We start from the raw sequence: 25,157 nt of genomic DNA, 5'->3' as shown, positions 1-25,157 counted from the left end.
GCGAGGCTGAAGCATTACCGTGCAGTGGCGTTCCGGTTCGACAAACTGAAACGGAACTATGAAAGCATGGTTGCCATGGCCTGTGGGTTTCTATGGCTACCTATGTGAAACGTCAACAGACCCTAGCGGTTCAAGAATTTCTCACCTAAGGTGTAAGACGCAGCGCAGCCGTACGACCAACGAAGCAGAAGCGCTGTGCTTCATCTACCCCAACAAGGAGATTCACTATGAAATTCAGTTCCGCCGCCTTTGCCGCTGCTGCCGTTGCCACCCTCGCCCTTAGCGCCACACCAACACTCGCTGCTGAAAAAGCTGGCGCCAAAGTGAAATGCGAAGGCATCAACAGCTGCAAAGGTACGTCGAGCTGCAAAACAGCTGAAAGTGCATGCAAAGGCCAAAACAGCTGCAAAGGCCATGGCTGGGTAGAAACCAGCGCCAAGGAATGCAAAGCCAAGGGCGGCAAAGAAGTGAAGGAATAAGCAGTAAATACGGTCTTGCCGCGCATGTCCTAACTAATTGGATTGCGTAGCAGGACCGTTTCCACACGCCTCAGCATCTGAAACTTGCCAGCTGCACATCCATCATGAATGCCCCAAAAACGCCTAGCCCAGCCTTCGGCCTGGGCCTACGCCCCGACCATTACCAAGACTTGTTGGCCGCACCAGGCTGTGTCGACTGGTTGGAAGCTTTATCAGACAACTATCTGGTGCCCGGCGGTAGACCGCTGCACTTCGTGGACCGCTTACGTATCGATTACCCCATGGCATTGCATGGTGTAGCCATGTCCTTGGGCGGTACCGACCCGCTTGACGCAACCTACCTGAAGTCGCTACGTGCATTGGTCAATCGGCTTGAGCCTATGTGGGTGTCGGATCATCTATGCTGGACAGGCGTAGATGGCGTCAAACTGCACGACCTTCTGCCCCTGCCCTATACCGAAGCGGTAATCACCCATGTCACCGAAAGAATATCCCGCGTGCAGGACGCCATAGGCCAACGCATGCTCATCGAAAATGTATCGAGCTATCTGAGCTACAGCATTGATGAGATGCCGGAATGGGAATTCCTGACCGAAGTTGCGAGGCGGGCGGACTGCCTGTTGCTGCTCGATGTGAACAATGTATATGTCAGCAGCGTCAATCACCAATTCGACCCTTTGGCCTATTTGGCGGCTATTCCCACCGAGCGTGTACGGCAGATACATCTGGCGGGCCATGCGAATCGCGGCCAGTATCTGATCGACACACACGATACCCCGGTGCCACCCGCTGTATGGGACCTCTACCGAGTAGCAGCCAAACGTTTCCCCGGCGTAGCCACCATGATCGAACGTGACGACAACATTCCGCCACTCGCCACCCTGCTGGAAGAACTGGATATTGCCCGCGCCATTGCTGCCGAGGTGGTGGTATGAACATGTCGCTCGCCACACTGCAACGCAGAGTTGCCACAGCCATTCGCCAGGGTGATGACCTGTTGGATGATGTGATCATAGAGACCACCAGTGTCCCTCGCCACGTGCGGTTAGGTATCTATGCAGATGCCTACCTCCTGCGGCTGGACGAAGCGTTGCGCAGCAACTACCCCAAGCTGCACCTGCTGCTGGGCGACAACGATTTCCTGACATTGACGCGCTGCTATCTCGATACACAGCCGTCACGCCAACCCAATATCCGATGGTTTGGCGACCAGTTGCCCACGCTGCTTGCCAGCCAAGCACCGTATGCCGATGTCCCCGTTTTTGCAGAACTGGCCCAATTTGAGTGGGCTTTAGGGTTAGCCTTCGATGCAGCCGATTCGCCAACCACCGGTGTGACTATCCTTGGTACATTGGCAGATGACGACTGGCCAAATCTGCGCCCCATCTGGCACCCTGGCTTGCGTGTGATGGTCTTTAAATGGAATACCGTCGCAATCTGGCGGGCACTCGATGCCGACGAATCTCCTCCCCCTCCGCAAGCCGTACCGAGCCGTTGGGCTGTCTGGCGTGAGGCATTGCAGCCTTGTTACCGTTCCCTCGCGGACGATGAAGCAGCCTTGTTACTGAGCATGCAAGCTGGACAAACCTTTGGTGATGCGTGTTCTGCCCTACTGTCGTGGCATTCAGCCGAAGAAGTGCCCAATCGCGCGGTGACACTCCTAAGCCAATGGCTGCAAGATGGTTGGATCGGTATAATTACAAGTGACAGTTGAGATTACAGCAACTGGCAGCATCTAAGAATCTGTTCTAAGTGTTGTTGCCAGATTAGATGAGCCCCTCATGCTGAACTTGCTGCGCCGTACACCGCCTCCCGACCCGCTTGCCCACCCGGCTTGGCCCGAGCTTGGCCGGCAAATGCCCTTGTTATCAGGCCTGGGCGACTGCGAGTGGTGGCGGCTGGAAGCCCGTATGCGTCACTTCCTGACTAACAAGGCATTCCATGGCGTAGAAGGTTTCGCCCTCAGCCAGCGCCGATTGCTGCAAATTGCCGCGCAAGCTTGCCTGCCCATCATCAATCTGGGAGACAAGGCATACGCAGACTGGAACGAGGTGATTCTGTACCCACATGCCTTCGTCAACCGTACCCCATGGCGTGATGAAGCAGGTTTGGTGCATGAAGGTGAATGGGTATTGGCAGGTCAGGCTCGTCAGGATGGGCCGATATTGTTGGCTTGGCCCGATGCCCAGCGTGGACCGATTCTGGATGGCAGAAATGTCGTCATCCACGAATGTGCGCACAAGCTGGATATGTTGAATGGTACTGCGAACGGCTTTCCCCCTTTGCATGCCAGCATGCATGCCACCGATTGGACACGCGCTTTTGAAACCGGCTATGTCGACTTTACCGGGCGATTAGCTCGTGGCGAAACAGTACCTATCGACCCCTATGCCGCGGAGAACCCTGCTGAATTCTTCGCCGTATTGTCGGAATACTTCTTCGAGCTTCCGCATCTGGTACACGACCAATACCCAACCATTTACGAACAGCTGCGCCAGTTCTACCGCCAAGACCCTGGTGAGCGGCTACCGCTGATTGATCCGCCAAGCCTTTTCTGAAAACCTGCTCACGATCTGTCACCCAGTACTGCAATAAAACGAACCGTACTTAAGTGGTTCTTTTTTATTGGCTCCCACTCACCACCATGCCGTGCAACCCGTAGCTTAGGAAGCTCTGGGGAAACTATACACAGCATGCTGGGTACAGCATCTATGCTGTAGGCACATCTATCCAGATCATTAATGCAACAACTTGCATTTATGCAACACAAATAGCCCATAAGATACGCTGGAAATAAAGCGTAATTCCTTGCCGGCAATCCCCCGATACACCCAAGGAAAATCCTCTGAAAGCACCAGCCAGCAAGCCTTTGTGGCACATATCCGCATCACAATAATTCTTTGCATCAAATATATTAAAACAATACCGACATGGGATTTCCCTAATGCAGTCCTGATGCAATCACGCCGAACAATGGCCTACCAAAGTAAGCTTCAGCTTGGCCTGCCGGGCCGCCATTCACTGATGCATCACAAAAATCACTAGGAGCTCCCGAATGAAACTCACTGCGATTGCTGTTGTTCTTGCAGGTCTGTCCACTGCTCAGGCCGTGCATGCTGCAGACACTGTCACAGTCTATGGTATCGCCCAACTTGCTGTTACCAGGGCCAACGATGGTGTCACCACCCGGATGCTGGTGGAAGACACAGGTTCACGCATCGGTTTCAAAGGTGAGGATGCCCTGAATGGCGGCATGAAGGCTTTCTTTCAGATCGAAAGCAAAGTGGGTATGGATGATGCCAGCAAAGCAGGCTTTGCCAATCGCGAAGGCTGGCTGGGCTTGAAAGATGAAAGCTGGGGTAAAGCCAAACTGGGTCGTGGCAAGACCTACTTTGACTTGGCGCAGGAAGGCTTTGACGGCTTCAACGGTAACTCGACCATGATCAACAGCCTCCTGATCGACGGAGCCTATTATCGAATCAATAACAGCATTGCCTATGAATCCCCCACCATGTCGGGGATTACCGGCAAGCTGCAATATGCAGACATGGAAGGTAAGACGACTGGCGCTTCCCCTCGCGCAGTGATTGGCGCTGTGGACTATGAGGGTGGTCCAATTACCGCTGTGTTCGCGTTTGAAGACCAAAAAGACTTGGCTGTTGAAATTGCCGATGGCTCCAAAGCTACGGACGCCGGTACCAAGATCAAAAATTACTTATTCGGTGGTGGTTACACCTTACCTACCCATACCAATCTGAAAATTGCCCTGCGTCGTTCCCAAATCAACACCAATGGCTTATCCCTTAAACGGAATACTTTCATCACTGTTTTGACACATCCATTTGGTGATCTGACCGCACGCCTTGGCTTTACCAAGCTGGGTAATATCAAAAGTTCGGGAACGCAGAATGACACAGGCGGCACCTACTGGGCGCTAGGAGTTGACTACCCGCTGTCCAAGCGCAGCATTGTCTACACCGAGTTTACGCAAGCTAAAAATGACAAAAATTCTGTCAATTATTCCGAACTTGAAACCTCCGCAGGCCAATCTCTTACTGCACGCAAGAATAGCGCTTGGACGACAGGCCTGATTCACCTGTTCTAAAAATTTCGCAGCATTCCCGCTGTTGAATCCACACCCCGCTTCAAGCGGGGTGTTTTATTTTTCAACGTATATCGCTGACGCGCAGCGGGCTTTGAGCCAGTTCTCAAGCCCTGCACTACAATTCCAAGTAGCCACCAATTTGGAACCCACCAATGAGCCAACCCACCCAGTCTTCCGAGCAAAGGCGCGCGTACTACCGGCTCATGACCTTGGAAGTCGCCCCATTGTCCTGCTTCGTCCCGGTACAAGGCGATGAGGTGGAGATTGATCTGGTCGATTTAAGCGTGGGAGGGCTCGGCATTCTTGGCTATATGCCCGGTCTTTTGCTGCGGCCTGGCGTGAAGTACCGCGGTGTTCGTATTGAGCTGCCTAAGCTTGGTACATTGGTTGCCGATATCGAGATTCGGGATGTCTACGACATCACGCTACGCAATGGCATCCGCACGACACGTACCGGTGCCCAATTCATCCATCTGGGCGCGCCTGCACAGAACCTGATTCAACGCTATATTCTGGAAGCAGAACGGGAGCGCCTAGCCAAGTCGAAACCCTAAGAACCTGTTCATGATCTCACTACGCAGCTGTGATCAGGGCTTATATGTGCTGCTACAAAAAGGAAAAGCCCCATCATCGGGGCTTTTCAGTTGTTGCGCCGAAGAGCGCTTTAGAACCTGTTCACAATCTTACGTCGCAGCAGTGATAGATCGTAAATAGATTCCTAGTATTACCAATACTTAAATGTCAGCGAATCAGCCTGCATTGCATGTTTCTCATTACGTACGCTCTGCAAGTCACGTTCAGTGTTTTCAACGCCAGCATTGACCGCCCTACTGCGGATTCTCTCGCTTATGGCACGGATCACGTCGATGTCCTTTCGTGCCATTTCTAATCGCCATTGAATAATCATAAATTTCCTCGTCGTTTTTCTTGATTACGTTGCTTGCCGGCCTTACCAATCACTTTCCACTTTGCCAATTGCGCTTTGCGCTCCAGTGGGGTCTGTTGGCTACGGCGAACTTCACGTAATAATTTTTGATAATTAAGCAGCCGGTCTGCCGGTACTACACCTCGAACTGCACAACCCGGTTCGTCACCATGCTGGCAATCACGGAAATGGCAGAACTGCGCTAGTGCCTCGATATCGTCAAAAGTCGCAGCCAGACTGTCGACATCAGCATCGGGCCGCCAAGTGCGCAAACCGGGCGTATCGATAATGCAGGCCCCTGCCGGACAAAAGTGCAATGACCGGGCTGTCGTGGTGTGCCGCCCCCTTCCATCGCCCTTACGCAGTCCACCAGTCTGCTGGGCAATGCTGTTGCTCAAGGTATTAGTCAGCGTCGATTTCCCTACACCTGATGACCCCAACAGCACCAGGGTTTGCCCCCTCCCCAGCCAGGGCACCAGTTCCGCTAGCGTTTCCGGCGCCAATGCATTGACTGCGTAGGCCGGTACATTGCGTGGCAGACGTTCATGCAACTCGGCCATACGCGCATCAACATCGTGGCCAATATCGGCTTTGGTAAGCACCACCACGCCCATCACACCGGCTGCCTGCACCAAGGCCAGGTAACGCTCCAGGCGGCGAAGATTGAAGTCATGGTCCAGCCCCATCACCAGAAATGCTGTATCGACATTACTGGCCAGCGGTTGACGACGCCCATCGTTAGCACGGCGGGCCAAATGACTTTGTGGCGTCAGTTGGGAATGAACCCACCACTCCTCGTGTGCATGTGCCTTTACGCCAACCCAATCCCCCACTGCCAAACCTGACCCTGCGTTATGCAGCTGCGCCACCAGTGCCGGCATAACGCGGGCCGCATGCTCAACGTGGCCGTCGTGTACTTGCAACCAGTCACGTTGCACCTCTGTCACCCGCATCAGACTGCTGGTTTGGGCCTCTGCCTGAGTAAACCATTGGCTGGCCATGCCATGATTTAAACCAATCGCATACAACGTCTCGAAATCGAATTCGTTCATTTGTCTCATCATCCAGAAGAGGCACAAATGACTTCGAATCGAGCATCGTCATTGGTGCCAGTTGCCGACGCCATGCATCGGCCAAGCCATGCTGCAAAATGCACATGGAACGGAACAAAAATGAAAGTCGATCGAGCGAGGCGCGGACTACGTTCCAGACTTACTGACAAGCATTGCAAAGGACTTCATGGAACCTCAACGCTGAAAATCTGCTTACAAACCCTGTTACAAGCACCTTATCTGGGTATTGTTCGAAATCACCTTTACAAGGTGTACTGAACAGCACATCAGGCCCAACAAGGTTTGCTTTACAAGACCTTGAACAGGTTTCGAGAACTTGTTCACGATCACTAGCAGGGTACAGCGCAGCACAAAACCGGAGCGATGCTTTGAGCAACGCAGCGAAGGTGAGGTCCTAGATTGCCCCTGCAGCAGATCTACCCACAGGCAGACACAAGCAAGGAACGAGAGCGGCTTGGAACACGTCCAGTATCTATCGCAGGCAACCCCTTACGAGGCGCAACACATACTGCGAAGATATCGGAACGAAAATGCCAGTAAGAAATCCGCTAGGTTGCGAAGAGCTTACTCAATTGACACACGATTTCTAGCGGCGCTATCAAGAGGCGCTTTGGAAATTGAACGTGTTCTCAGGCAGCGATCGACAGAGGGAGAGAGAAGAGGTCAAATTTATCCATCGCTTTCTCCTTGTAGATGGGAAGGGAGCGCTGATTTTCTCTCTACTAATCAGCTGGCGTCAAGCGGACCGTTTACCTGGTTGCGCTGCCCATACACTACTAGTGGGTCGAAAAAGGAAAGTTAACTTCTATCTGGGCCAGTACACCGGCAAGACAAGTATCAAAGTCGGTGAGCATCACAGAGGTTTCATTGCCATCGTGCAATGCCTGTTCAAGCGTACGGGAGATATCCGCCAGCTCCACCGCACCAACATTGGCTGCCACCCCCAACGTAGTATGTGCAATACGTTCCGCCGTTGCCCGATCGGCATCTGCCAAGGCGGCATGCAGCGCGGCACTGTTATTACCCAGCGTTTTTGGCAACTTGGCCAGCATACGGTGGTAAAACTCCAACCGCCCCCCCATACGACGTAATGCAGTTTCAGTATCGAAGCCTTTCAATACCACTTCCGTCTTGGCAGTGGGATCAGGTTCTGGGGAAGGTACCGCTGGTTCTGGTTCTACGGACACGGTACTGGTCTCCTGAGGTGAAGTCGGGCTGGTTTCAGTCTTAGCGCTACTTGGTGGCAACCATTTTTCCAAAGTCAGAAACATGCGCATCGGATCAATCGGTTTCGTAATCACATCCTGCATACCTTCCAGCAGGCAACGCTCACGCTCTTCCACCATTGCATGCGCGGTCATCGCCACAATAGGTAGGTCGTTGAAACGGGCCATCGAGCGGATTTGCAACGTTGCCTCATGGCCATCCATTTCCGGCATCTGCACATCCATCAATACCAGCTTGTAGTAGTCGGCAGGCTGCGTCTGCAGCATGGTCAACGCTTCGGCACCTGTCTCGGCAACATCGATCTGCAATCCCTCGCTATGCAGCAATTCGATAGCGATCTGTTGATTTACCTCGTTGTCTTCAGCCAAAAGGATGCGTTCCCCACCCCAACGCGGTGCGCTCTCCTGCAAACCTGGCATTTGGATCGCCACCCGTACTGGCGACTGCAACACCGTAGCTAAGGTTTCAGCCAGGCTTGCTTGGTTGATCGGCTTCGTCATGATGCCGTCCACCACAGTAAACTCCACTTGCTGGCGTACTTCTTCGCGCCCGAAGGCTGTCACCAGAATAAAATGCGGCCTATGCCGCAAGTGCAACGTATGAAGTTGGCTGGCTACCTCCAGACCATCCATTTCCGGCATCTTCCAGTCGCAGAAGAACAGTTGGTACGGACGTTTATCGTCTGCTTGCCGCAGAATCTGCAACGCCTCGGCGCCATCATATGCAACTTCCGCATGAATACCCAAGGTTTGCAACGCGTCGACCAATATCTCGCAGGCAACATGGTTGTCGTCAGCCACCAAGGCATGCAGGCCCTTCCAGGCCTGCAAATTGGCCGAACTGATGGGAAGAACCGTACTGGCGAGGCCAAAACAACTGGAGAAATGGAAGGTTGAGCCCTTGCCAGAGGAACTGATCAGACCAATCTCGCCCCCCATCATGTTCACCAGCCGCCTGCAAATCGCAAGACCCAAGCCGGTACCGCCGTACTTGCGTGTCGTGGAGCCATCAGCCTGCATAAAAGGCTGGAAGAGGTTGGCGGCCTGGCTCTCCGTCATCCCTATCCCGGTATCGCGCACTACGAATTCCAGCGTAACTTCTGCCTGCGTCTGGCGCACCACCCGGCAACTCAGATGGATTTCTCCGTCCTCAGTAAACTTGATGGCATTGTTTGCTAGATTGATCAGCACCTGTCCTAGACGCAAGGGGTCACCTATCAACTGCCTGGGGACTTCTGGTGGAATCTGGAAGAGGTATTCCAGCTGCTTGTCCTGAGCTTTCTGCGCCGTCACCGTAGCGACATTGGACAACACTTCATCGAGTGAAAAGCTGACCTGCTCCATATCGAGCTTGCCTGCTTCGATCTTGGTGAAGTCGAGCACATCATTGATCACCGCCAGCAAGGAGTTGCCTGCAATGTGGATCTTGCTTACGTAGTCACGCTGCTTAGCCGTCAAGTCCGTCTTCAGCGCCAAAAAGGCCATGCCGATAACCGCATTCATCGGGGTGCGTATTTCATGGCTCATATTGGCCAGGAATTCCGATTTCAAGCGCGATGCATCCTCCGCCACATGCATGGCATGACGCAGCGCCATTTCCTGTTCCTGCAACCGGTCATTGGCTTCGATGAGTTCATGCGTACGCTGCTCGACACGTTCTTCCAGCAGCCGCTCGGATGATTGCAATGTCTCGACCAGTGCAAGGTTCACTGACAGCGCCTCGGCCTGGGCTTTTTCTTTCTCCAACCTTATTGCGTTGAAACGTTCCGCCAGCGCAAAGGCCAAGAGCAACATTTCCAAGGCCGAGCCGAACTGCATACCGTTGACGGTCAGGAAATTGGTAGGCACAAGGCCAAAACTGCGCATGCCTGTCATGGCCGCAGCCAGAATCAGGAAGGTGAACGCCGCCAGGAAATACTTGGCGCTGCGCTGGCCCTTGAAGACGCACGCAATGCTGACGATCAGCAACATCAACATACAGACGGAATCGATCAGGATGGCAATCGGCAACGTACTGCGGAAGGAGATCATTAAGCCCACTACCTGTAATGGGTTAAGGACGATGAAGACCTTCAGTAATTTATCGAAGCGCGGGACATATAACTTAGTCTCCATCAGCTTGCGCGCAAACAGCACCAACAACAAAGTGCAGGTGGCGAAGAGCACCATGGTCGATATCTTGGACCAATGAGATAGATCGGGCCAAAGGAACTCATAGGCGACACCGTTGTAGCAAGCCAGAGATAAAGCAGCCGTGGTCACAAAGCCTACATAAAGCAGATAGGCACGATCGCGTAGGGCAAGAAAGAGCAACAGATTGAACAGGCTCATGGCCATCACCATGCCGAAATACCAAGCCTGGCCGATGTAGTCTATCCGCTGGTGTTGCTCATACGCTGAGTGAGTCCACAGCGTGGCGGGAATGTCCATCGACGAATCAGAAGCCATGCGCAGGTAAAGCGTCTGTTCGGTGGATGCCGGTATCGTTACCGGCAGTACGAAAAATCGGCTCGGATAGGGTCTATCTGCAAAGGGGAAATCACCGCCGGTATGCAGGGCCTGATAATGTCCATCGGCCTGCGGCTGATACAGCGCGACCTTGTCGTGATGAGCATAGGCGATCTCGATCAATCGCTCCTTAGGCATACGGCTGTCGTTACGCAGTGTTAGCTTGAGCCAGAACGCAGACCGTGAAAGACCAAAATTCAACGAGCGCCCGGTTCCCGCTCGCGATTCAAACAAATTGCTGCGATCGGCAGCAAGTATCTGCTTTATTGACAATGATTGGTTATGGTCTTCCAGTACCGTCAGATACGGCAGCAGCGAAACACCCTCATCCTCCGCATCACCCAGCACCAGTCCCTTGCTCTGCTGCGCCATCGCAACACCACAGATAGCAAGCACCAGCAGACCTCGCAGCAAGCGCCAGAAGCCAGCCAAGATGGACGAAGAGGGGTGCATGGTCTGCATCAAAATAAAGTAGGCCGCTCCTGCGGCAATTGCCGGGTAGCGCTTAATCCTAGCAGATGAACACTGCACGCTTGCGCTGGCTTCTAGCCTAGCCTTGACTAGACTGCTGCGAATAGAGATGAATATAAGAAGGATAGAGCATGTCTATTGCAATGGAGTACGAAGCCCTGGTCATCGGCAGCGGCTTTGGGGGAGGAGCGATGTGCGCCCGGCTAAGCAAACGCTGGCCAGGCAAGGTCTTGCTGCTGGAAAGGGGTAAAGCCTACCCGAAGGGTCGGTTTCCCCGTAGTCCTAACGATCTGGCCAGTAACTTCTGGAGCCCGGCCGACGATAACAGCGAACGCCCCCGCACGATACTTCAGCAAAAAACCAACAAAGGCGCCTTGCTTGGCATGTTCGACGTGCGCAGTTTTTCGCGTATGGATACCGTCACCTGTGCCGGCCTGGGTGGAGGCTCACTCATCTACGCCAATGTATTCCTACGCCCTCCTGCCCATGTGTTTCAAACGTACTGGCCCAAGACACTGAATCTGCAAACCCTCGCACCCTATTACGACGTGGCCCAGTCGGTACTGGGTGCGCGCCCTATTCCTCCACATCGTAATGAAAGCGATGAACGCTATATCCTCCGGACCATTGAATTCCAGCGCTTTGCGGCTGAACAAAAACTGCCTAGCAAGCTATCGGATATCGCCGTTTTTTTCGGCAACGGTTACAACTATGCCAACCAGGCACAGCCGTTGGAAATAGGCCTGCAGGAGCCGAATCGCTACGGGGCCATACAAACCTCCTGCACCTACTGCGGTGAATGCGATATCGGCTGCAATGTCCATGCCAAGAATTCGACTGATCTCAATTACATCCATGCCGCCCGTGAGTACCACGGTGCCAAGGTGCAAACCCAAACCCAGGTCGATCGGATTGTGCCGCTGAATGCAACAGGCCAGGATGACCCACAAGCACACGGTGAACATGGGTATCGCGTTTATTACCAGGACTATGGCTCGGGCAAGGCAGGGTCAACCACGGCCCAACGTGTCGTGGTATCGGCCGGTACCTTGGGCAGTAATGAGCTGCTGTTACGCTGTCGTGATGTCCACCGCAGCCTTCCTGCCATCAGCCAGCGGCTGGGATACCGGTTCTCGGGTAATGGCGATTTTCTGTCGTTTGCGCTTGATGGAAAACGGGAGATCAATTCCACCTATGGACCCGTAATCACGCAATACATCGACCATCACCTGTTCGAGAACCACGATCCGGAACGCGCCTTTCTGCTGGAGGACGCCAGCGTACCTACCCATGCCGGCTGGGCCATGGCGACGCTGGAGCCGGTTCTCGACCCATGGGACCGCTTCAAGATCCTGCTGAGTGTCATCAAGGAAGCGATCTGCTCGCTCTACCCCGGCCACAAAAGCCAACGCATGGGTAGCCTGATCAGCCAGTTGCTGAGCCAGGACATCACCCAATACAGCGCCGTACTGCTATGCATGGGCATCGATAAATCAGATGGTCGCTTTTCACTCAATCCTGCCGGGTTTCTCAACCTCGACTGGCCGCAAAAAACCAGCCAGCAGCTCTACGACGCCATTCTTGGCATAGGCGAGCGCTTCAAGGAATTTATCGGCGGTCGTTACTTCCTGCCCATGCCGAATTGGCTATGGCCGATGCGGCATAACGTCTCTGTACACCCACTTGGCGGTTGCACCCTGGCCGATAGCGCCAACGAAGGGGTGGTCAGTGCAGCGGAACACGATCGCGGCCAGGTTTTCGGCTATGTGGGCCTGTATGTGGCCGATGGTTCCATCGTCCCCGGTGCGCTCGGCTCTAACCCCGCCGCCACGATTACTGCGCTATCCGAATGGATCGCCCATGGCATTACCGGACAGCAACCCGACAGTTCCCTGAAATAACCAGCACACGATAGCCCTCTCCCTACCATTGCCAACGACACAGGAAAAGAACAATGCGCACCGAGTTGCAGGGTATCAAGATCCACTTCGCAGAAACCATGAGTGGTTATGCCAGCCTTGGTGGTAGCAGTTTTACCGATGGATTCGAGGAAGGGCGCAAGGCAAATCTGCCACTGGCCATCCATGTGAATGTCGATGTCGATGATCTTGCTGTCTTTTTAACATCGAGCGAACACGGGGCAAGGCTGACAGGCTATATCGAAGGCCCGCTGGTGGGTGGCCAGGCCAAGGTGGAATCAGGACACTTCATGCTGATGCCGAACACAGCCGACCTCAACCGCAAGATCATGAACTACCGTGTCTACTGCGTGAACGAACAGGGCGATCGTTTCACATTGGCGGGGCAGAAGGAGGTCCAGCACCACTTCGGTTTCGATCTCTGGCATGACACCACCACGCTGTACACCAATCTCTTCGTCGGACATATCACACCGGACCAAGCCCCCAAGGCCGACCTGCTCGCCACGGGGATACTCAGCCTGGGTGTGGTTGATTTCGCCAAGGTACTACGCACCGTACGCGCGACTGATGCTCAGGGCAAAACCAGTCTGTCCGGCCTTGCTGCATTCGGCGAATTCTTCGCCGGTTCACTCTGGCAGATTTATGGTCCCTCACTCCCTCCCCGTCCCTATGAAGCACCACGCATCTATGCACGCTTCACCACCGAAGGCGTACGGGGCGCCGGCATTACCGAACACCCCTTCAGCACCGGCGACGGATTCGGTTTGAATCTGACACGCTTTCACCGCGCTCCGTGCAACGATGTAGTGCTGATCATTCATGGGCTGACCACTTCCTCGGACATGTTCATCATGCCCGAGCACGAAAACCTGGTGCAGTATCTGCTCAACAACGGCTACACCGATGTCTTCACCCTGGACCACCGCGGCAGCAACCGTTTCCCTTACAACCTGATTCGTGGCCATGCCAACCTGGACGACCTGGCGTTGTTCGACCATCCTGCCGCCATCGCCACGCTGCGCCAGATCATCGGCCGAAATAAGCGTCTGCACGTGATCGCCCACTGTGTCGGCGCACTGACCTTTGGCATGAGCCTCGCGGCTGGGCAGGTCGGCAGCATCCAAAGCGCCATTCTCAACAGCATTGCCCTGACCGCCAACGTCCCACCCTATTCCAAACTCAAGCTGGGCCTGGGGCCTATCGCATGCGATTACATATTGGGGGTCGAATACGTCAATCCACGCTGGCGACACCAACCAGGCTGGTCGCCTGCCAAGCTGCTGGCTATGGGGGTGGACTGGTTTCATCACGAATGTGATTCAAGCGAGTGCCATATGCTCAGCTTCATGTGGGGAGCTGGCAAACCCGCCCTGTTCCTGCACCAGAACATGGCGCAGGAAACCCATAACCGGCTCGGCGACTTGTTTGGCGGTATCAGCGTCAATTACTACCGCCACGTGCTGAAGATGGTGAATACCAACCACGACCCGGTAAAGTTCGAGCCCGGCAATCCACGCTACGCGGCGCTACCGGACAACTATTTCACCAACATCGCCAACGTCATGACCCCCATCCTGCTGACTACCGGCCAGGAAAACGGGGTATTCGCCGATTCAAACATCATCTGCCACCAGCGGCTGGAGAAGATCGTCCCAGGCCGCCATCAGCTGCACGTTTACCCAAGCTACGGTCACCAAGACGTCTTCATGGGCAAAAACGTGGCACAGGACACTTTCCCCCGCATGCTCGACTTCCTCCGTATACACAGCAATGCCTAGCGCCAATCAGCCATTTCTACAAAAACTACTGCTGGCAAACCGCAGTGGTGCGAGCAGTCTGCCCCATTTGGCTTTTCTACCCGCATCAACTGCAAGCAAGCGCCTGTGTATCGTCATCAGCGATATCCACTGTACCGATGGCACAGTCGGTAACCAGAGCGGTGAAGGCGAAGACTGGCTGTATTTCTTCCGGCAGGTCGAACAGGCCGCAGAGGATCAGCAGGAACTTGTGTTCGTACTCAATGGCGACATCATCGACCTGATACGCAGCGCGATATGGACTGAGGCCGGCGTCTACCCGTGGGAACGTGACCATCCTCGCTTTGCCGAGCTTATCAATCAGATCATGGATGGCATCATCAACCAGCATGCCAAACCAAGCGGCCTGTTTGGGCAGGATGGGTTTTTCGAGTTGTTGCGGCAGCTGACTATACGCCTCAAGCATGCAGGCATATCGGTGCGAGTCATTCCTATCGTAGGCAATCACGACAAGGAGCTCCTGCTGGTCAACCATGCTCGCCAGCGTTTCTACCGCGAGTGCCTGGATTGGGATGCCGAGCAGGATGCCGAATACACGCACTGGATCGCCACCATGTATGGCCGGGCGACCCCGCATGAAGCCCCATGGCTACCGTTTTATTTTGGCGACCGGGGCTTTCAGCTGTTCGCTACCCACGGCCAATGGCGGGACAGCAGCAACTCGGTAGCCATCGCAGGCTGGAAGGCGGGAAAATGGCACCCTGCCCATTGGAAGGCGCTGCACTTTTCGCCCTTTACCGAAGCCTGCTTTGGCGACACCGTCGCTGCGGGCCTGCTGTCCGGTTTTATCTGGGAAGCAAAGAATGCGCTTCATAAACAGGAAGCCGTCACCCTGTCCGATACCCAGGCCATCACCCGGCTATGCAGCATACTCGATGAAATGGACCTCTACCGGCCAGCCACCAAGGGCATAGTCCGTATCCTGCAGGAGGCCAGAGCCCAACGCAGCAGAGGTACCGATGAGCATATCCTGCGGGCCATCACCACCAACTTCCGCCACAACCTGCGTCGCTGGTTGTCGCACCGCGCCACGTGGCAGCTGGCCCCATTTCCCATCATTGTTTTCCTACCCGTGCTTTGGGTGCTGAGCCGACTACACGAAGAGATCATCAGCCTGGGCGTCATGAAATTGATGGCCTGGGTGCAGGAGCCCAAAGCCGGTATCGCGCTGAAAGACCTGATCAGTCTGGCTGGTTTTCACGCTGCCTACCGGGAATACGGTTTCAGCATCCACACAGAAGGCCATACCCATGTCGCCATGGAAGCAGACCTTCAATTCGATACCCCGCCAGAGCGACCAAACTACACCTATGTCAACACCGGTGCATGGCGCGGCCAGATATTTCCCAAAGCCAACTATGGCTACCGCCGGCGTAGCATCGGCCGGGCGCTTTATCTGTTCGAACACCAGGCCGAAGAGGGCGACCATAAGCTCTGCTACTACGTGCGAGACACCATGAACTGGGGCAGCCATTTCGACAGGCTGTTTAAAAGAAGCTGAACGACTTCAGCTCTGTTTTCCAGCACCATCGGCTTTCACCGTTGCACCCTCCGCCACAGACATGCACCCAATTTGCAACGTATGCCGCCCTTCTTGCATGCCTGAGTAGAGTCGCCGGCAAACATCCCGTTAGAGTACACAAGCACTGGGTTTAGCAACGCATAACTCATTATGGTTTACACGCGACCACGCCGTATTGCTTTGAAATAATAAAATATTTTCATCGCTGCTCCCTTCTCGCCTGAGTGTTAGCACGCATGGCGAGTTTGTTTCACATCGAAATACCATAACTACCGCACAGTTAGCCGCGTTCACGCTGGTTACATGCGATTTCGATCAATGCCTTCTAATCAGGGGAAATAAGTAATGGGGCAGCAGCTAAAAAAGACCTTAGGTACGTGGCACCTATGGGGAATCGCCGTTGGACTGGTGATTTCGGGCGAGTATTTCGGCTGGAGCTATGGATGGGCGCAGGCGGGTACGCTGGGCTTTCTGTTCACATCGCTCTTTGTTGCTGCGATGTACCTGGCCTTTATCTTCAGCTACACCGAGTTGACCACCGCCATACCGCATGCAGGCGGGCCATTCGCCTATGCGACGCGCGCTTTTGGACCAGCCGGCGGTTTCCTTGCCGGCATGGCAACGCTGATTGAATTTGTGTTTGCCCCACCTGCGATTGCACTGGCCATCGGGGCTTATCTCAATGTGCAGTTTCCTGAGATCAATCCCAAATATGCCGCAGTGGGGGCATACCTCGTCTTTATGACCCTGAATATCGTCGGCGTGCAGATTGCCGCTACGTTCGAGCTCTTCGTCACGCTTATTGCGATTGGTGAGCTGTTGGTGTTCATGGGGGTAGTTGCGCCCGGCTTCAGCATAGCGAATTTTGTCCAAGGTGGTTGGAGCGGTAACGATCAATTCAGCATGGCAGCGCTTAGCGGCATGTTTGCAGCTATCCCCTTTGCGATCTGGTTCTTCCTCGCTATCGAAGGTGCAGCCATGGCGGCTGAAGAAGCCAAAGACCCCAAGCGCACGATTCCCCGCGCTTACATCGGTGGCATTCTCACATTACTGTTCCTGGCAGTAAGCGTGATGATCATGGCCGGCGGTGCCGGTGACTGGCGTACACTGGCCAATATCAACGATCCGCTGCCACAGGCGATGAAGATGATCGTCGGTAACGACAGCGGTTGGCTGCATATGCTGGTCTGGGTCGGGATGTTCGGCCTTATCGCCAGCTTCCACGGCATCATCCTGGGTTATTCACGCCAGATCTTCGCACTGGGCAGGGCGGGCTATCTGCCCAAGTACCTTGCCGCCATCCATCCCCGCTTTCATACGCCTCATCGCGCGATTCTGGCGGGTGGTGTGGTGGGTATTGCCGCCATCTTCAGTGACAACCTCATCAGCATCGGCGGCCAACCACTCACTGCCAACATCGTTACCCTGGCGGTATTCGGCGCGATCGTGATGTATATCATCTCAATGGCCAGCTTGTTCAAGCTACGCACGATCGAACCCAATCTGGAACGCCCATTCCGCGCACCCGGTTACCCACTGGCACCCGCGTTTGCCTTGGTGGCATCCTGCATTTGCCTCGCAGCGCTCGTGTATTACAACCGCTTGTTGTCGCTGGTGTTTCTGGGCTTTCTCGCCGCCGCCTTCGCGTATTTCTTTTTGACCAGCCGGCAAAGGGCAAATGCACCAAGCGATGTGCTGCTGGAAAACAGTGCTTCGATAGCAAAACAAGCCGCCTGAGCCATCGCCACAGGGAAACGCCATGAACCTGACTTGCTGCCTGGGCGCCACACAGTACCATTTCGCCGACCTGAAGGACTTGCTGGCCAAGGCAAGCCCGGCACGGTCTGGCGACTATCTGGCTGGTGTGGCTGCTCAAAACGCCGAACAGCGTATGGCAGCAAGGTTAGTGTTGGCAGATCTGCCGTTGCGTCGGTTTCTGGATGAGGTGGTGATCCCCTACGAATCCGATGAAATCACCCGCTTGATCATCGACAGCCACAATGCCGCTGCTTTTGCGCCGATTGCGTCGCTTACCGTTGGCGAGTTTCGCGAGTGGTTGCTGAGCGATAGCACCAACAGCGTGATGCTAAGCAAGGCCGCACCAGGGATCACACCTGAAATGGCGGCGGCCGTCAGCAAGCTGATGCGTAATCAGGACCTCATTACCGTAGCGCACAAGTGCCAGGTCATTACCGCCTTTCGCAATACACTGGGGCTGCCCGGGCATATGGCAGTACGCCTACAGCCCAATCACCCCACTGACGATGCACGTGGCATCGCAGCTTCGTTACTCGACGGCTTGATGTATGGCGTGGGTGATGCCGTCATCGGCATCAATCCGGCGTCGGACAGCGTTCCAGCCCTTACAACGCTATGGCGTATGTTGGATGAGCTGATCCAGCGCTATGCCATCCCCACCCAAAGCTGTGTACTCACCCATGTGAGCAACCAGATTCAGGCCATCGAGGCAGGCGTGCCGCTGGACCTGGTTTTCCAGTCGATTGCCGGCACTCAGGCTGCCAATGCCGGCTTTGGCATCAACCTGGCCCTGCTCGATGAAGCGCATCATGCTGCTCAATCCCTCAAACGTGGCACGGTGGGGAACAACGTGATGTATTTCGAAACCGGCCAAGGCAGTGCGTTATCGGCCAATGCCCATCATGGGGTGGACCAGCAGACCTGCGAAGCCCGTGCCTATGCCGTCGCACGCTGCTTCAAACCATTGTTGGTCAATACCGTCGTCGGTTTTATCGGCCCGGAATATCTTTACGATGGCAAGCAGATCATTCGTGCCGGTCTGGAGGACCACTTCTGCGGCAAGCTGCTGGGCGTGCCCATGGGGTGCGACATCTGCTACACCAACCATGCTGAAGCTGACCAGGACGACATGGACAACCTGTTGGTGCTGCTGGGTACAGCCGGGGTCAACTTCATCATGGGCGTGCCGGGGGCGGATGACATCATGCTCAATTACCAGAGCACTTCTTTCCACGACCAGCTCTTCCTACGCGAAGCACTGGGCCTTAAACGTGCGCCCGAATTCGAGGCCTGGCTCGCCAAGATGCGGCTCACCAACCCAGCCGGTCAACTCTTACCCGCCCAAGCTGACCACCGGCTTTTAGCAGATTTTTCTATGGGGAATGCATGAGCAAACCTCTGCCACGCGACCCTTGGGATAACCTGTCAACCTATACCAAAGCCCGCATCGCACTTGGTCGTGTGGGTGCCGGCCTCCCCACCCGTGAGGTTTTATCGTTTGGCCTGGCTCATGCCCAAGCGCGCGATGCCGTTCACCAGCCCCTGGCAGTTGAAGCAATCAGTACCCAACTGGCAGAAATCGGCCAAACCTGCCTGCATGTAACAAGCCGGGCAGATAGCCGACGCGTCTATCTGCAACGGCCTGATCTGGGCCGGGAATTAAGCGAAATAAGCGCAGCAATGTTGCGTATACATAAAGCTACGTGTGATCTAGCCATTGTATTGGGCGATGGTTTGTCCGCCCTGGCAGTGGAACGTCATGCCGTGGCCACGCTGACTGCCCTGCTACCCTTGTTGGCCGACTTCACCGTAGCCCCTATCGTACTGGCAGAGCAGGCACGGGTTGCCTTGGCGGACGAGGTAGGTGAACTGCTAGGTGCAAACCAGGTTTTGATATTGCTTGGCGAAAGGCCAGGTCTGTCGTCGCCCGATAGCCTCGGCGCATATCTCACGTTCGCCCCCTGCCAGGGCCGTATGGATTCAGAACGCAACTGTGTATCGAATATCCGCCCGGAAGGACTACCCCCCGCACAGGCAGCCATCAAACTGGCTTGGCTGATTCGTGCAGCGAAATCGCGAGGACTAAGCGGTATCGGTTTGAAGGACGAGAGCGACCTCGCCCTGATTGGCAATGAGCCCCAACTTTGACGATCTGGGCAGCAACTTGATTGCTGCCTCGCGCTTGGAAGCATCGGACCGGTCAACACAGGGTTCCACATAAGCCACAACCACAGGCAGCCGTACCCGGGTATAGCGCGCCCCTTTACCCGCATTGTGGGCAGCAACACGCCTGGGCAGGTCATTTGTGATACCGCAATACAAGCTATCGTCCGCGCAACGCAGCAGGTAGACGCACCACGTCCTCACCCTTTCGACACCCTTCCCCTCGTTCGTCTCAGTCACCACAGCATTCCGGCTTTCATCACTCTCTACACCAGCATAACAGGCAGTGATTCGTCATCTGCATACCGATTTCGTTGAAAGCTAGCGAAGTTAGCCAGGTAATGTGAAGCGCCCCACTACCTATCTGGCCATCTGTCGAATACTCAACACAAGTGGTGCATAGTCCATGGCTTGCATGAACCTGGTTACTGTAGATCTGCTATTTAGGACGGCACGCTGACCATCTAGAACGCCATCACTCTCACCGAGGAGAATGCAGCCCTCCACATCGGACTTCAGTCCTTTCTCAACATCCCCGGCGAAGTTGCCCGCATGGATCAGGATGTCAGTGCGACCGGGGACATTTAGCAAGCCATAGACTTGGCCCAGATGTGGGGACAATACAACCTTGCATAGATAATCGCCAGGCGGGATACAGGAGCGATTTGTACGGTTATCGCGCCAGGGAAGTTCCAAGGTTTTGCAGGTGAAACCGTTATTGGTCTGCAAACTGCCAAATGTGCCATCGTCTGAAGATGGCCTGCGTGTCAGCACAACATATCGCCTAACCTGGCTGTTGGCCTGCGGAGACGTTAACGAACTCATGAGCACTTTATTCATCATCCTGCCCCTGCTTGATCAAGTTGGACATAACTGAACTTGTTAAGAACCTGTTCAAGGTCTGCTGCACGTCAGCAATACGGCTTAAATACATCCTCGGCATGCTCGTTTACCATGCGTAAACTCCGCTTCCTTGGCTGCTTCCGCCTTGTCTTGCCTTAACTCGCGAAACTTTGAACAGGTTCTTACATCAACAGCAGAATTCGAGATGAGACCAAGCCAGTCTGGACACAGCTAAAATACCAAAACCATTAGTGTTGGCTAATTTGTGCTTTAGCTTCTGTATGTAGACAGCTTGAAAAGTTCAGCCGCAGGGAATGTGATTCAGCGGCACTTAAGTTTTGTAGATGGGCTGTAATCGAGAGCGGGCAGCGCCATGCGAAAACCGGCATGAACCTGATCTAGCAGCCCGCCCTGATCACATCTGCACAGCAAGATCGTGAATAGGCTTTCCTTAATCGATCAACCCACAACCGCCCTGCTATCGCGATGAAAATGTTTCGCGACGACGCGCCACTGTCCGTCGACTCTCATCAGATTCAGGTAATCGACCATGATGCTGTCGAACAAGCGCAGCCGCACTTTCGCGAGCGCCATGTCGGGTGACAACACATCGACCATCAATATCTCATCATTACGTGGAAAACCGCCACTCTGTGGCGAATGACGCCCTTCCACCATGCGCCGGCATTCCGGTAATGGGCGTACCACTGTTGCACCGTCCTGCTGCGAATACAGCACGCAACCAGGATGAAATACCTGATCAAACAAGCCTAGGTCCTGGGTTTGCAGTACCTCGAAGTAGGTGCCGAGGAATTCGCGTATGGCATTCACTGTCATGTTTCAACTCCTTGTTATATCGACCGTTTCCCATGAAGGGGCGATAAGGAATCGTATCGTTGCCAGGGATAGCTTGGTGTGAGATATTTCAAGCACCTTCGTGAATAGAACTAACATGAGTACCATGCTTCCACCATTGCCGGCACTACGCTCCTTTGTCGCTGTCGCGAAATTGGGTTCTGTTGGAGCAGCTGCAGAGGAATTGCATGTTACTCATGGTGCGATTAGTCATCAGGTTCACGCGTTGGAGGATTACCTTGGCGTACCCTTGGTGAACCGTAGCGGTCGCCGCACCAGTCTGACGGAAGAAGGACGGATTTATGCCTATCAGATCCGTCAGGCGCTTGACGACATGGCGGCGGCCACTGAGCGGATGCGCCAACAAGGACCAGTGCAGCAACTGAGGGTAGCCGTCCTGCCATCTTTCGCTATGCATTGGCTGGTACCCAGATTACCCACCCTTTTACAGGGCGGCATGCGGATCAGCCTCTCCGCTTCAACTGCGCTGGTCGACTTCGAGAATGAGCTCGTCGATTGTGCAATCCGCTTCGGACATGGCCAGTGGCCTGATCTGCATTGCGAGAGGTTGATGGGTGACACATTGTTACTTGTCGCGTCGCCTAAGCTTTTTCCCAAAGGCATACCCGACTCGGTTACCGATATTCTGACCGCCCCCATTTTGCAGGCGAATGAAAACTGGGCGACATGGTTGGCAGCCGGCAATATCGAGCTGCCCCGATCTGTACCGCTGATGGAGTTCACCGATTCCACTCATATGCTTGAAGCCGCACGCCGTGGGCTTGGAGTAGCATTGACCCGGCGTTCCATTGCCGCCGGCCTGCTGGCTGATGGCGAGCTGATCCAGCTGACTGATATAGAAGTCGCCCATTCCTCCAGCTATTACCTGGTATGGCCGCATCGCTCACACAAACTTGCACGAATGCTGCGCTTTCTGGACTGGCTGCATACGCAGGTCACGCACTTCGAAACATCCAAGGCTGGGTATTAGTAGAACAACCTGACGACTGCGCAGTAGGATCACGAGCAGGTTCTCAGAACCTATTCAAAGTCTCGCGAGCTGAAGCAAGACAAGGCGAAAACAGCCGAGGAAGCGGAGTTTACATAGAGTAAATGAGCATGCCGAGGGTGTTTTCAACGCCGTATTGCTGACGCGCAGCAGACTTTGTACGGGTGCCCAAACCTGTTCACGATCAGTCGCGAGCAGCTGTCAGCAGGGTGAAGCGCAGCGCAGAAACCGGAATGTACTTGGGTACATGAGGCTTTCGAGCAGCACATGAGCCCTGATCACAGCTGCGTAGTAAGAATCTATTCAAAGTCTCGCGAGCTAAAGCAAGACAAGGCGAAAACAGCCGAGGAAGCGGAGTATACAAATGGTAAATGAGCATGCCGAGGGTGTTTTCAACGCCGTATTGCTGACGCGCAGCGGACTTTGTACAGGTTTTCAGAAAATGCCCAGCACCAAGCCCCCCGCCAACGCCGCCCCCAACTCCTGTGCAGCCTGGGTATCCGCAACCGTCGGTGGACCACGCACGATAAGCGGCTCTGCCACTGGCTTTAACGGATAACCAAGCGCAATACGTGCTACTGCAGTAGCAGCCCCCGTACCATCGTTACCAGCTGCTACGATAAGAGCATAAGGTAAACCTTCGACCTTGCCCTGTGCCGGGTAGAAGGTGCGATCGAGAAAGTCCTTCAATGCGCCGGCCATGTAGCCGAATTTTTCTGGTGTGACGAACAAAACGGCATGGGCAGCCAATAAATCCTCGACTCTCGCATCAAGCGCCCGCAGTAATTTGACTTCGATAGCTTCGACTTCGGCACCCGCCAGTGCAGCTGTAGTCAATGCATAAACAGGGCCCGCCTCAGTCTGGCCGGCATGCAGAATCAGTAATTGTTTCATCTCCACCCCGCTACAATCGCCGCATCGCGCTTATTGGTATGAGACTTATGTTCTACTCAGTTGCCCAACTTCGCCAGATAGAACACGCTGCACAAACCCAAGGCTTGGCTTTGATGCAACGTGCTGGCTTGGCCGCAGCTGACTTTATCTGCCAGCGTTTTGGGCGAAATACGCATGTCCTCGTACTGGCTGGACCTGGTAATAACGGCGGTGATGCACTCGTGGCAGCCCGCCTGCTACGCGAAGTGGGCCACCCGTTAACCGTCGTGCTGCCAAGTGGGCCAAACAACCTGCCCGCCGACGCAGCTTCAGCCTATCGCGATTGGCATGCATGTGGCGGCGTGGAAACCAGTCATCTGCCAAACGGGCGCTACCACGTGGTAATCGATGGCCTGTTTGGGATTGGATTGAACCGGCAGCTCACTGCAGACTGGGAAGCGCTCATTCAAGCTGTGAATGAGATGGCAGTTCCCGTACTGGCGCTGGACGTTCCCAGTGGGGTGCTAGCTGACAGTGGCGCACAACCCGGTGTCGCCATCTCTGCCAAATGGACACTCAGTTTCATTGGCACGGCGCGCGGCTTGCTTACCGGTTCAGCATGTAACCAGGTGGGTGAACGCCATTTGGCCTCGCTGGAGCTGCCAAGCAGTTTGTTACCCGAAAACCAAGTACGGTCCTGCCAGCAGATCGCCAGCAAAGTATGGCTCAAACGCGAAGCAGACAGCCATAAAGGCCGTTTTGGCAGCTTGCTGATCATTGGCGGTGCAGCAGGGATGGCGGGTGCTGGCATACTGGCCGGCCGCGCGGCATTGCATGCAGGCTGCGGCAAGGTCTTTGTCGGCCAGCTTGATGCCCATGGCCCAAAAGTGGACTACCTTCGGCCAGAGCTGATGTTTCGTCACCTGGCAGATCAGCAGACCACCTCTCAACTAATTGAGACGGCGAATGTTATCGTCCTCGGCCCCGGCCTTGGGCAAAGCGACAATACCCATACCCTGATGACGCAGACACTTCATGCTGCCAAGCCACTGCTGATTGATGCCGATGCATTGAATCTTATCGCCGCAAATTCCAGCCTGACCAAACTGGTGCAGGAACGCACCTACCCGACAGTGCTAACCCCACACCCGAGCGAGGCAGCACGTCTTCTAGGCAGCAGTACCACCGACATCCAGACACAGCGTTTCGATGCCGCTCAGAGTCTGGCCCAGCAGTTCAATGCGACAGTCGTGCTGAAAGGGGCTGGCAGCCTGGTTGCCGAAGGCGCACAGAACGCGGTCAATACCAGCGGCAGTTCAGCCTTGGCCAATGCAGGCCAGGGTGACGTATTGAGTGGGCTGATTGGCGCTCTGCTAGCCCAGGGACTAGATAGCTGGCAATCCGCAAACCTGGGCGTCTGGGTGCATGGTCTGGCAAGTGACCGTTTAGCAGCGCGCGAAGGCAGTCTTACCACCCTGGCCGACGATGTGACAAATGAGATCGGGCGTGTATTACGTACACACCAATCCCCTTGATTTTGCTTGCGCCACCATAGCCACCTACCCCCTTGGCAAGCTAGACTCGCTGCCTGCACAGAAGACTTCGGCT

The 25,157-nt window shown here is 54.8% G+C and carries 21 protein-coding genes and 1 pseudogene; 15 read left to right on the top strand and 7 right to left on the bottom strand.

Features of this window, described 5'->3' with window-relative positions; translation table 11 throughout:
* The 7 genes and pseudogenes from ACUHMQ_RS12595 to ACUHMQ_RS12565 all read left to right on the top strand — a co-directional run.
* Positions 1 to 108 (top strand): annotated as a pseudogene (locus tag ACUHMQ_RS12595) (IS5/IS1182 family transposase); the annotation flags it as partial.
* A 119-nt stretch (positions 109 to 227) separates the two neighbouring features.
* The gene (bufA2, locus tag ACUHMQ_RS12590; protein ID WP_445295812.1) at positions 228 to 479 is read left to right on the top strand and encodes a BufA2 family periplasmic bufferin-type metallophore; all 252 of its coding nucleotides are present in this window, start codon (positions 228 to 230) and stop codon (positions 477 to 479) included.
* Positions 480 to 583: 104 nt separating this feature from the next.
* Positions 584 to 1,414, top strand: a complete 831-nt coding sequence (gene bufB, locus ACUHMQ_RS12585) for an MNIO family bufferin maturase (protein WP_445295811.1) — start codon at positions 584 to 586, stop codon at positions 1,412 to 1,414.
* A gap of 2 nt (positions 1,415 to 1,416) precedes the next feature.
* The gene (locus ACUHMQ_RS12580) at positions 1,417 to 2,193 is read left to right on the top strand and encodes an HvfC/BufC N-terminal domain-containing protein (protein ID WP_445295810.1); all 777 of its coding nucleotides are present in this window, start codon (positions 1,417 to 1,419) and stop codon (positions 2,191 to 2,193) included.
* Between the two features lie 67 nt (positions 2,194 to 2,260).
* Positions 2,261 to 3,037 carry a M90 family metallopeptidase gene (locus tag ACUHMQ_RS12575; RefSeq protein ID WP_445295809.1) on the top strand — a complete coding sequence of 259 codons (777 nt, stop codon included), beginning with the start codon at positions 2,261 to 2,263 and terminating at the stop codon, positions 3,035 to 3,037.
* A 497-nt stretch (positions 3,038 to 3,534) separates the two neighbouring features.
* Positions 3,535 to 4,584, top strand: coding sequence for a porin (locus ACUHMQ_RS12570; protein ID WP_445295808.1), 1,050 nt, complete (start codon positions 3,535 to 3,537; stop codon positions 4,582 to 4,584).
* Positions 4,585 to 4,736: 152 nt separating this feature from the next.
* Entirely contained in the window at positions 4,737 to 5,138 is a 402-nt protein-coding gene (locus ACUHMQ_RS12565) for a flagellar brake protein (RefSeq protein ID WP_445295807.1), read from the top strand.
* Between the two features lie 170 nt (positions 5,139 to 5,308).
* Here the strand turns inward: ACUHMQ_RS12565 and ACUHMQ_RS12560 are convergent, their stop codons facing one another.
* The 3 genes from ACUHMQ_RS12560 to ACUHMQ_RS12550 form a co-directional block, all read right to left on the bottom strand.
* Positions 5,309 to 5,467, bottom strand: a complete 159-nt coding sequence (locus ACUHMQ_RS12560; protein WP_445295806.1) for a hypothetical protein — start codon at positions 5,465 to 5,467, stop codon at positions 5,309 to 5,311.
* Positions 5,468 to 5,487: 20 nt separating this feature from the next.
* On the bottom strand, positions 5,488 to 6,561 hold the full coding sequence (gene rsgA / locus ACUHMQ_RS12555) for a ribosome small subunit-dependent GTPase A (protein WP_445295805.1): 1,074 nt from the start codon (positions 6,559 to 6,561) through the stop codon (positions 5,488 to 5,490).
* Between the two features lie 797 nt (positions 6,562 to 7,358).
* The gene (locus ACUHMQ_RS12550) at positions 7,359 to 10,769 is read right to left on the bottom strand and encodes a hybrid sensor histidine kinase/response regulator (protein ID WP_445295804.1); all 3,411 of its coding nucleotides are present in this window, start codon (positions 10,767 to 10,769) and stop codon (positions 7,359 to 7,361) included.
* 149 nt (positions 10,770 to 10,918) lie between these two features.
* Between ACUHMQ_RS12550 and ACUHMQ_RS12545 the strand changes: the two genes are divergently transcribed.
* From ACUHMQ_RS12545 to eutC, 6 genes are all read left to right on the top strand, one after another.
* Complete coding sequence (locus tag ACUHMQ_RS12545; protein WP_445295803.1) at positions 10,919 to 12,688, top strand: GMC family oxidoreductase N-terminal domain-containing protein; 1,770 nt, start codon at positions 10,919 to 10,921, stop codon at positions 12,686 to 12,688.
* A 53-nt stretch (positions 12,689 to 12,741) separates the two neighbouring features.
* Positions 12,742 to 14,487 carry an alpha/beta hydrolase gene (locus ACUHMQ_RS12540; RefSeq protein ID WP_445295802.1) on the top strand — a complete coding sequence of 582 codons (1,746 nt, stop codon included), beginning with the start codon at positions 12,742 to 12,744 and terminating at the stop codon, positions 14,485 to 14,487.
* Positions 14,480 to 16,027, top strand: coding sequence for a metallophosphoesterase (locus ACUHMQ_RS12535; protein ID WP_445295801.1), 1,548 nt, complete (start codon positions 14,480 to 14,482; stop codon positions 16,025 to 16,027). Before ACUHMQ_RS12540 ends, ACUHMQ_RS12535 begins: the two co-directional genes overlap by 8 nt.
* A gap of 366 nt (positions 16,028 to 16,393) precedes the next feature.
* On the top strand, positions 16,394 to 17,785 hold the full coding sequence (eat, locus tag ACUHMQ_RS12530) for an ethanolamine permease (RefSeq protein WP_445295800.1): 1,392 nt from the start codon (positions 16,394 to 16,396) through the stop codon (positions 17,783 to 17,785).
* 22 nt (positions 17,786 to 17,807) lie between these two features.
* The gene (locus ACUHMQ_RS12525) at positions 17,808 to 19,196 is read left to right on the top strand and encodes an ethanolamine ammonia-lyase subunit EutB (RefSeq protein WP_445295799.1); all 1,389 of its coding nucleotides are present in this window, start codon (positions 17,808 to 17,810) and stop codon (positions 19,194 to 19,196) included.
* A complete protein-coding gene (gene eutC / locus ACUHMQ_RS12520) occupies positions 19,193 to 19,954 on the top strand; it encodes an ethanolamine ammonia-lyase subunit EutC (RefSeq protein WP_445295798.1) in 762 nt (253 codons plus the stop codon). Before ACUHMQ_RS12525 ends, eutC begins: the two co-directional genes overlap by 4 nt.
* On the opposite strand, the gene ACUHMQ_RS12515 is transcribed toward eutC, so the two are convergent.
* The 3 genes from ACUHMQ_RS12515 to ACUHMQ_RS12505 form a co-directional block, all read right to left on the bottom strand.
* Positions 19,889 to 20,173 (bottom strand): GIY-YIG nuclease family protein, encoded by a 285-nt coding sequence (locus ACUHMQ_RS12515; protein WP_445295813.1) that lies wholly within the window; start codon positions 20,171 to 20,173, stop codon positions 19,889 to 19,891. The genes eutC and ACUHMQ_RS12515 overlap by 66 nt on opposite strands.
* 156 nt (positions 20,174 to 20,329) lie before the next feature.
* Positions 20,330 to 20,794 (bottom strand): DUF5675 family protein, encoded by a 465-nt coding sequence (locus ACUHMQ_RS12510; protein WP_445295797.1) that lies wholly within the window; start codon positions 20,792 to 20,794, stop codon positions 20,330 to 20,332.
* Between the two features lie 477 nt (positions 20,795 to 21,271).
* Positions 21,272 to 21,649, bottom strand: a complete 378-nt coding sequence (locus tag ACUHMQ_RS12505; protein ID WP_445295796.1) for a nuclear transport factor 2 family protein — start codon at positions 21,647 to 21,649, stop codon at positions 21,272 to 21,274.
* A 115-nt stretch (positions 21,650 to 21,764) separates the two neighbouring features.
* On the opposite strand from ACUHMQ_RS12505, the gene ACUHMQ_RS12500 reads away from it, so the two are divergent.
* Positions 21,765 to 22,658 (top strand): LysR substrate-binding domain-containing protein, encoded by an 894-nt coding sequence (locus ACUHMQ_RS12500; protein WP_445295795.1) that lies wholly within the window; start codon positions 21,765 to 21,767, stop codon positions 22,656 to 22,658.
* Between the two features lie 453 nt (positions 22,659 to 23,111).
* Here the strand turns inward: ACUHMQ_RS12500 and ACUHMQ_RS12495 are convergent, their stop codons facing one another.
* Positions 23,112 to 23,570: a flavodoxin family protein gene (locus ACUHMQ_RS12495; RefSeq protein WP_445295794.1), complete on the bottom strand. Its 459-nt coding sequence runs from the start codon at positions 23,568 to 23,570 to the stop codon at positions 23,112 to 23,114.
* 47 nt (positions 23,571 to 23,617) lie between these two features.
* On the opposite strand from ACUHMQ_RS12495, the gene ACUHMQ_RS12490 reads away from it, so the two are divergent.
* Positions 23,618 to 25,084, top strand: coding sequence for an NAD(P)H-hydrate dehydratase (locus ACUHMQ_RS12490; RefSeq protein ID WP_445295793.1), 1,467 nt, complete (start codon positions 23,618 to 23,620; stop codon positions 25,082 to 25,084).
* Positions 25,085 to 25,157 lie beyond the last annotated feature (73 nt).

The sequence above is a fragment of the Chitinimonas violaceus genome, from assembly GCF_052601015.1.
This window is presented reverse-complemented; position numbering and strand designations above follow the sequence as displayed.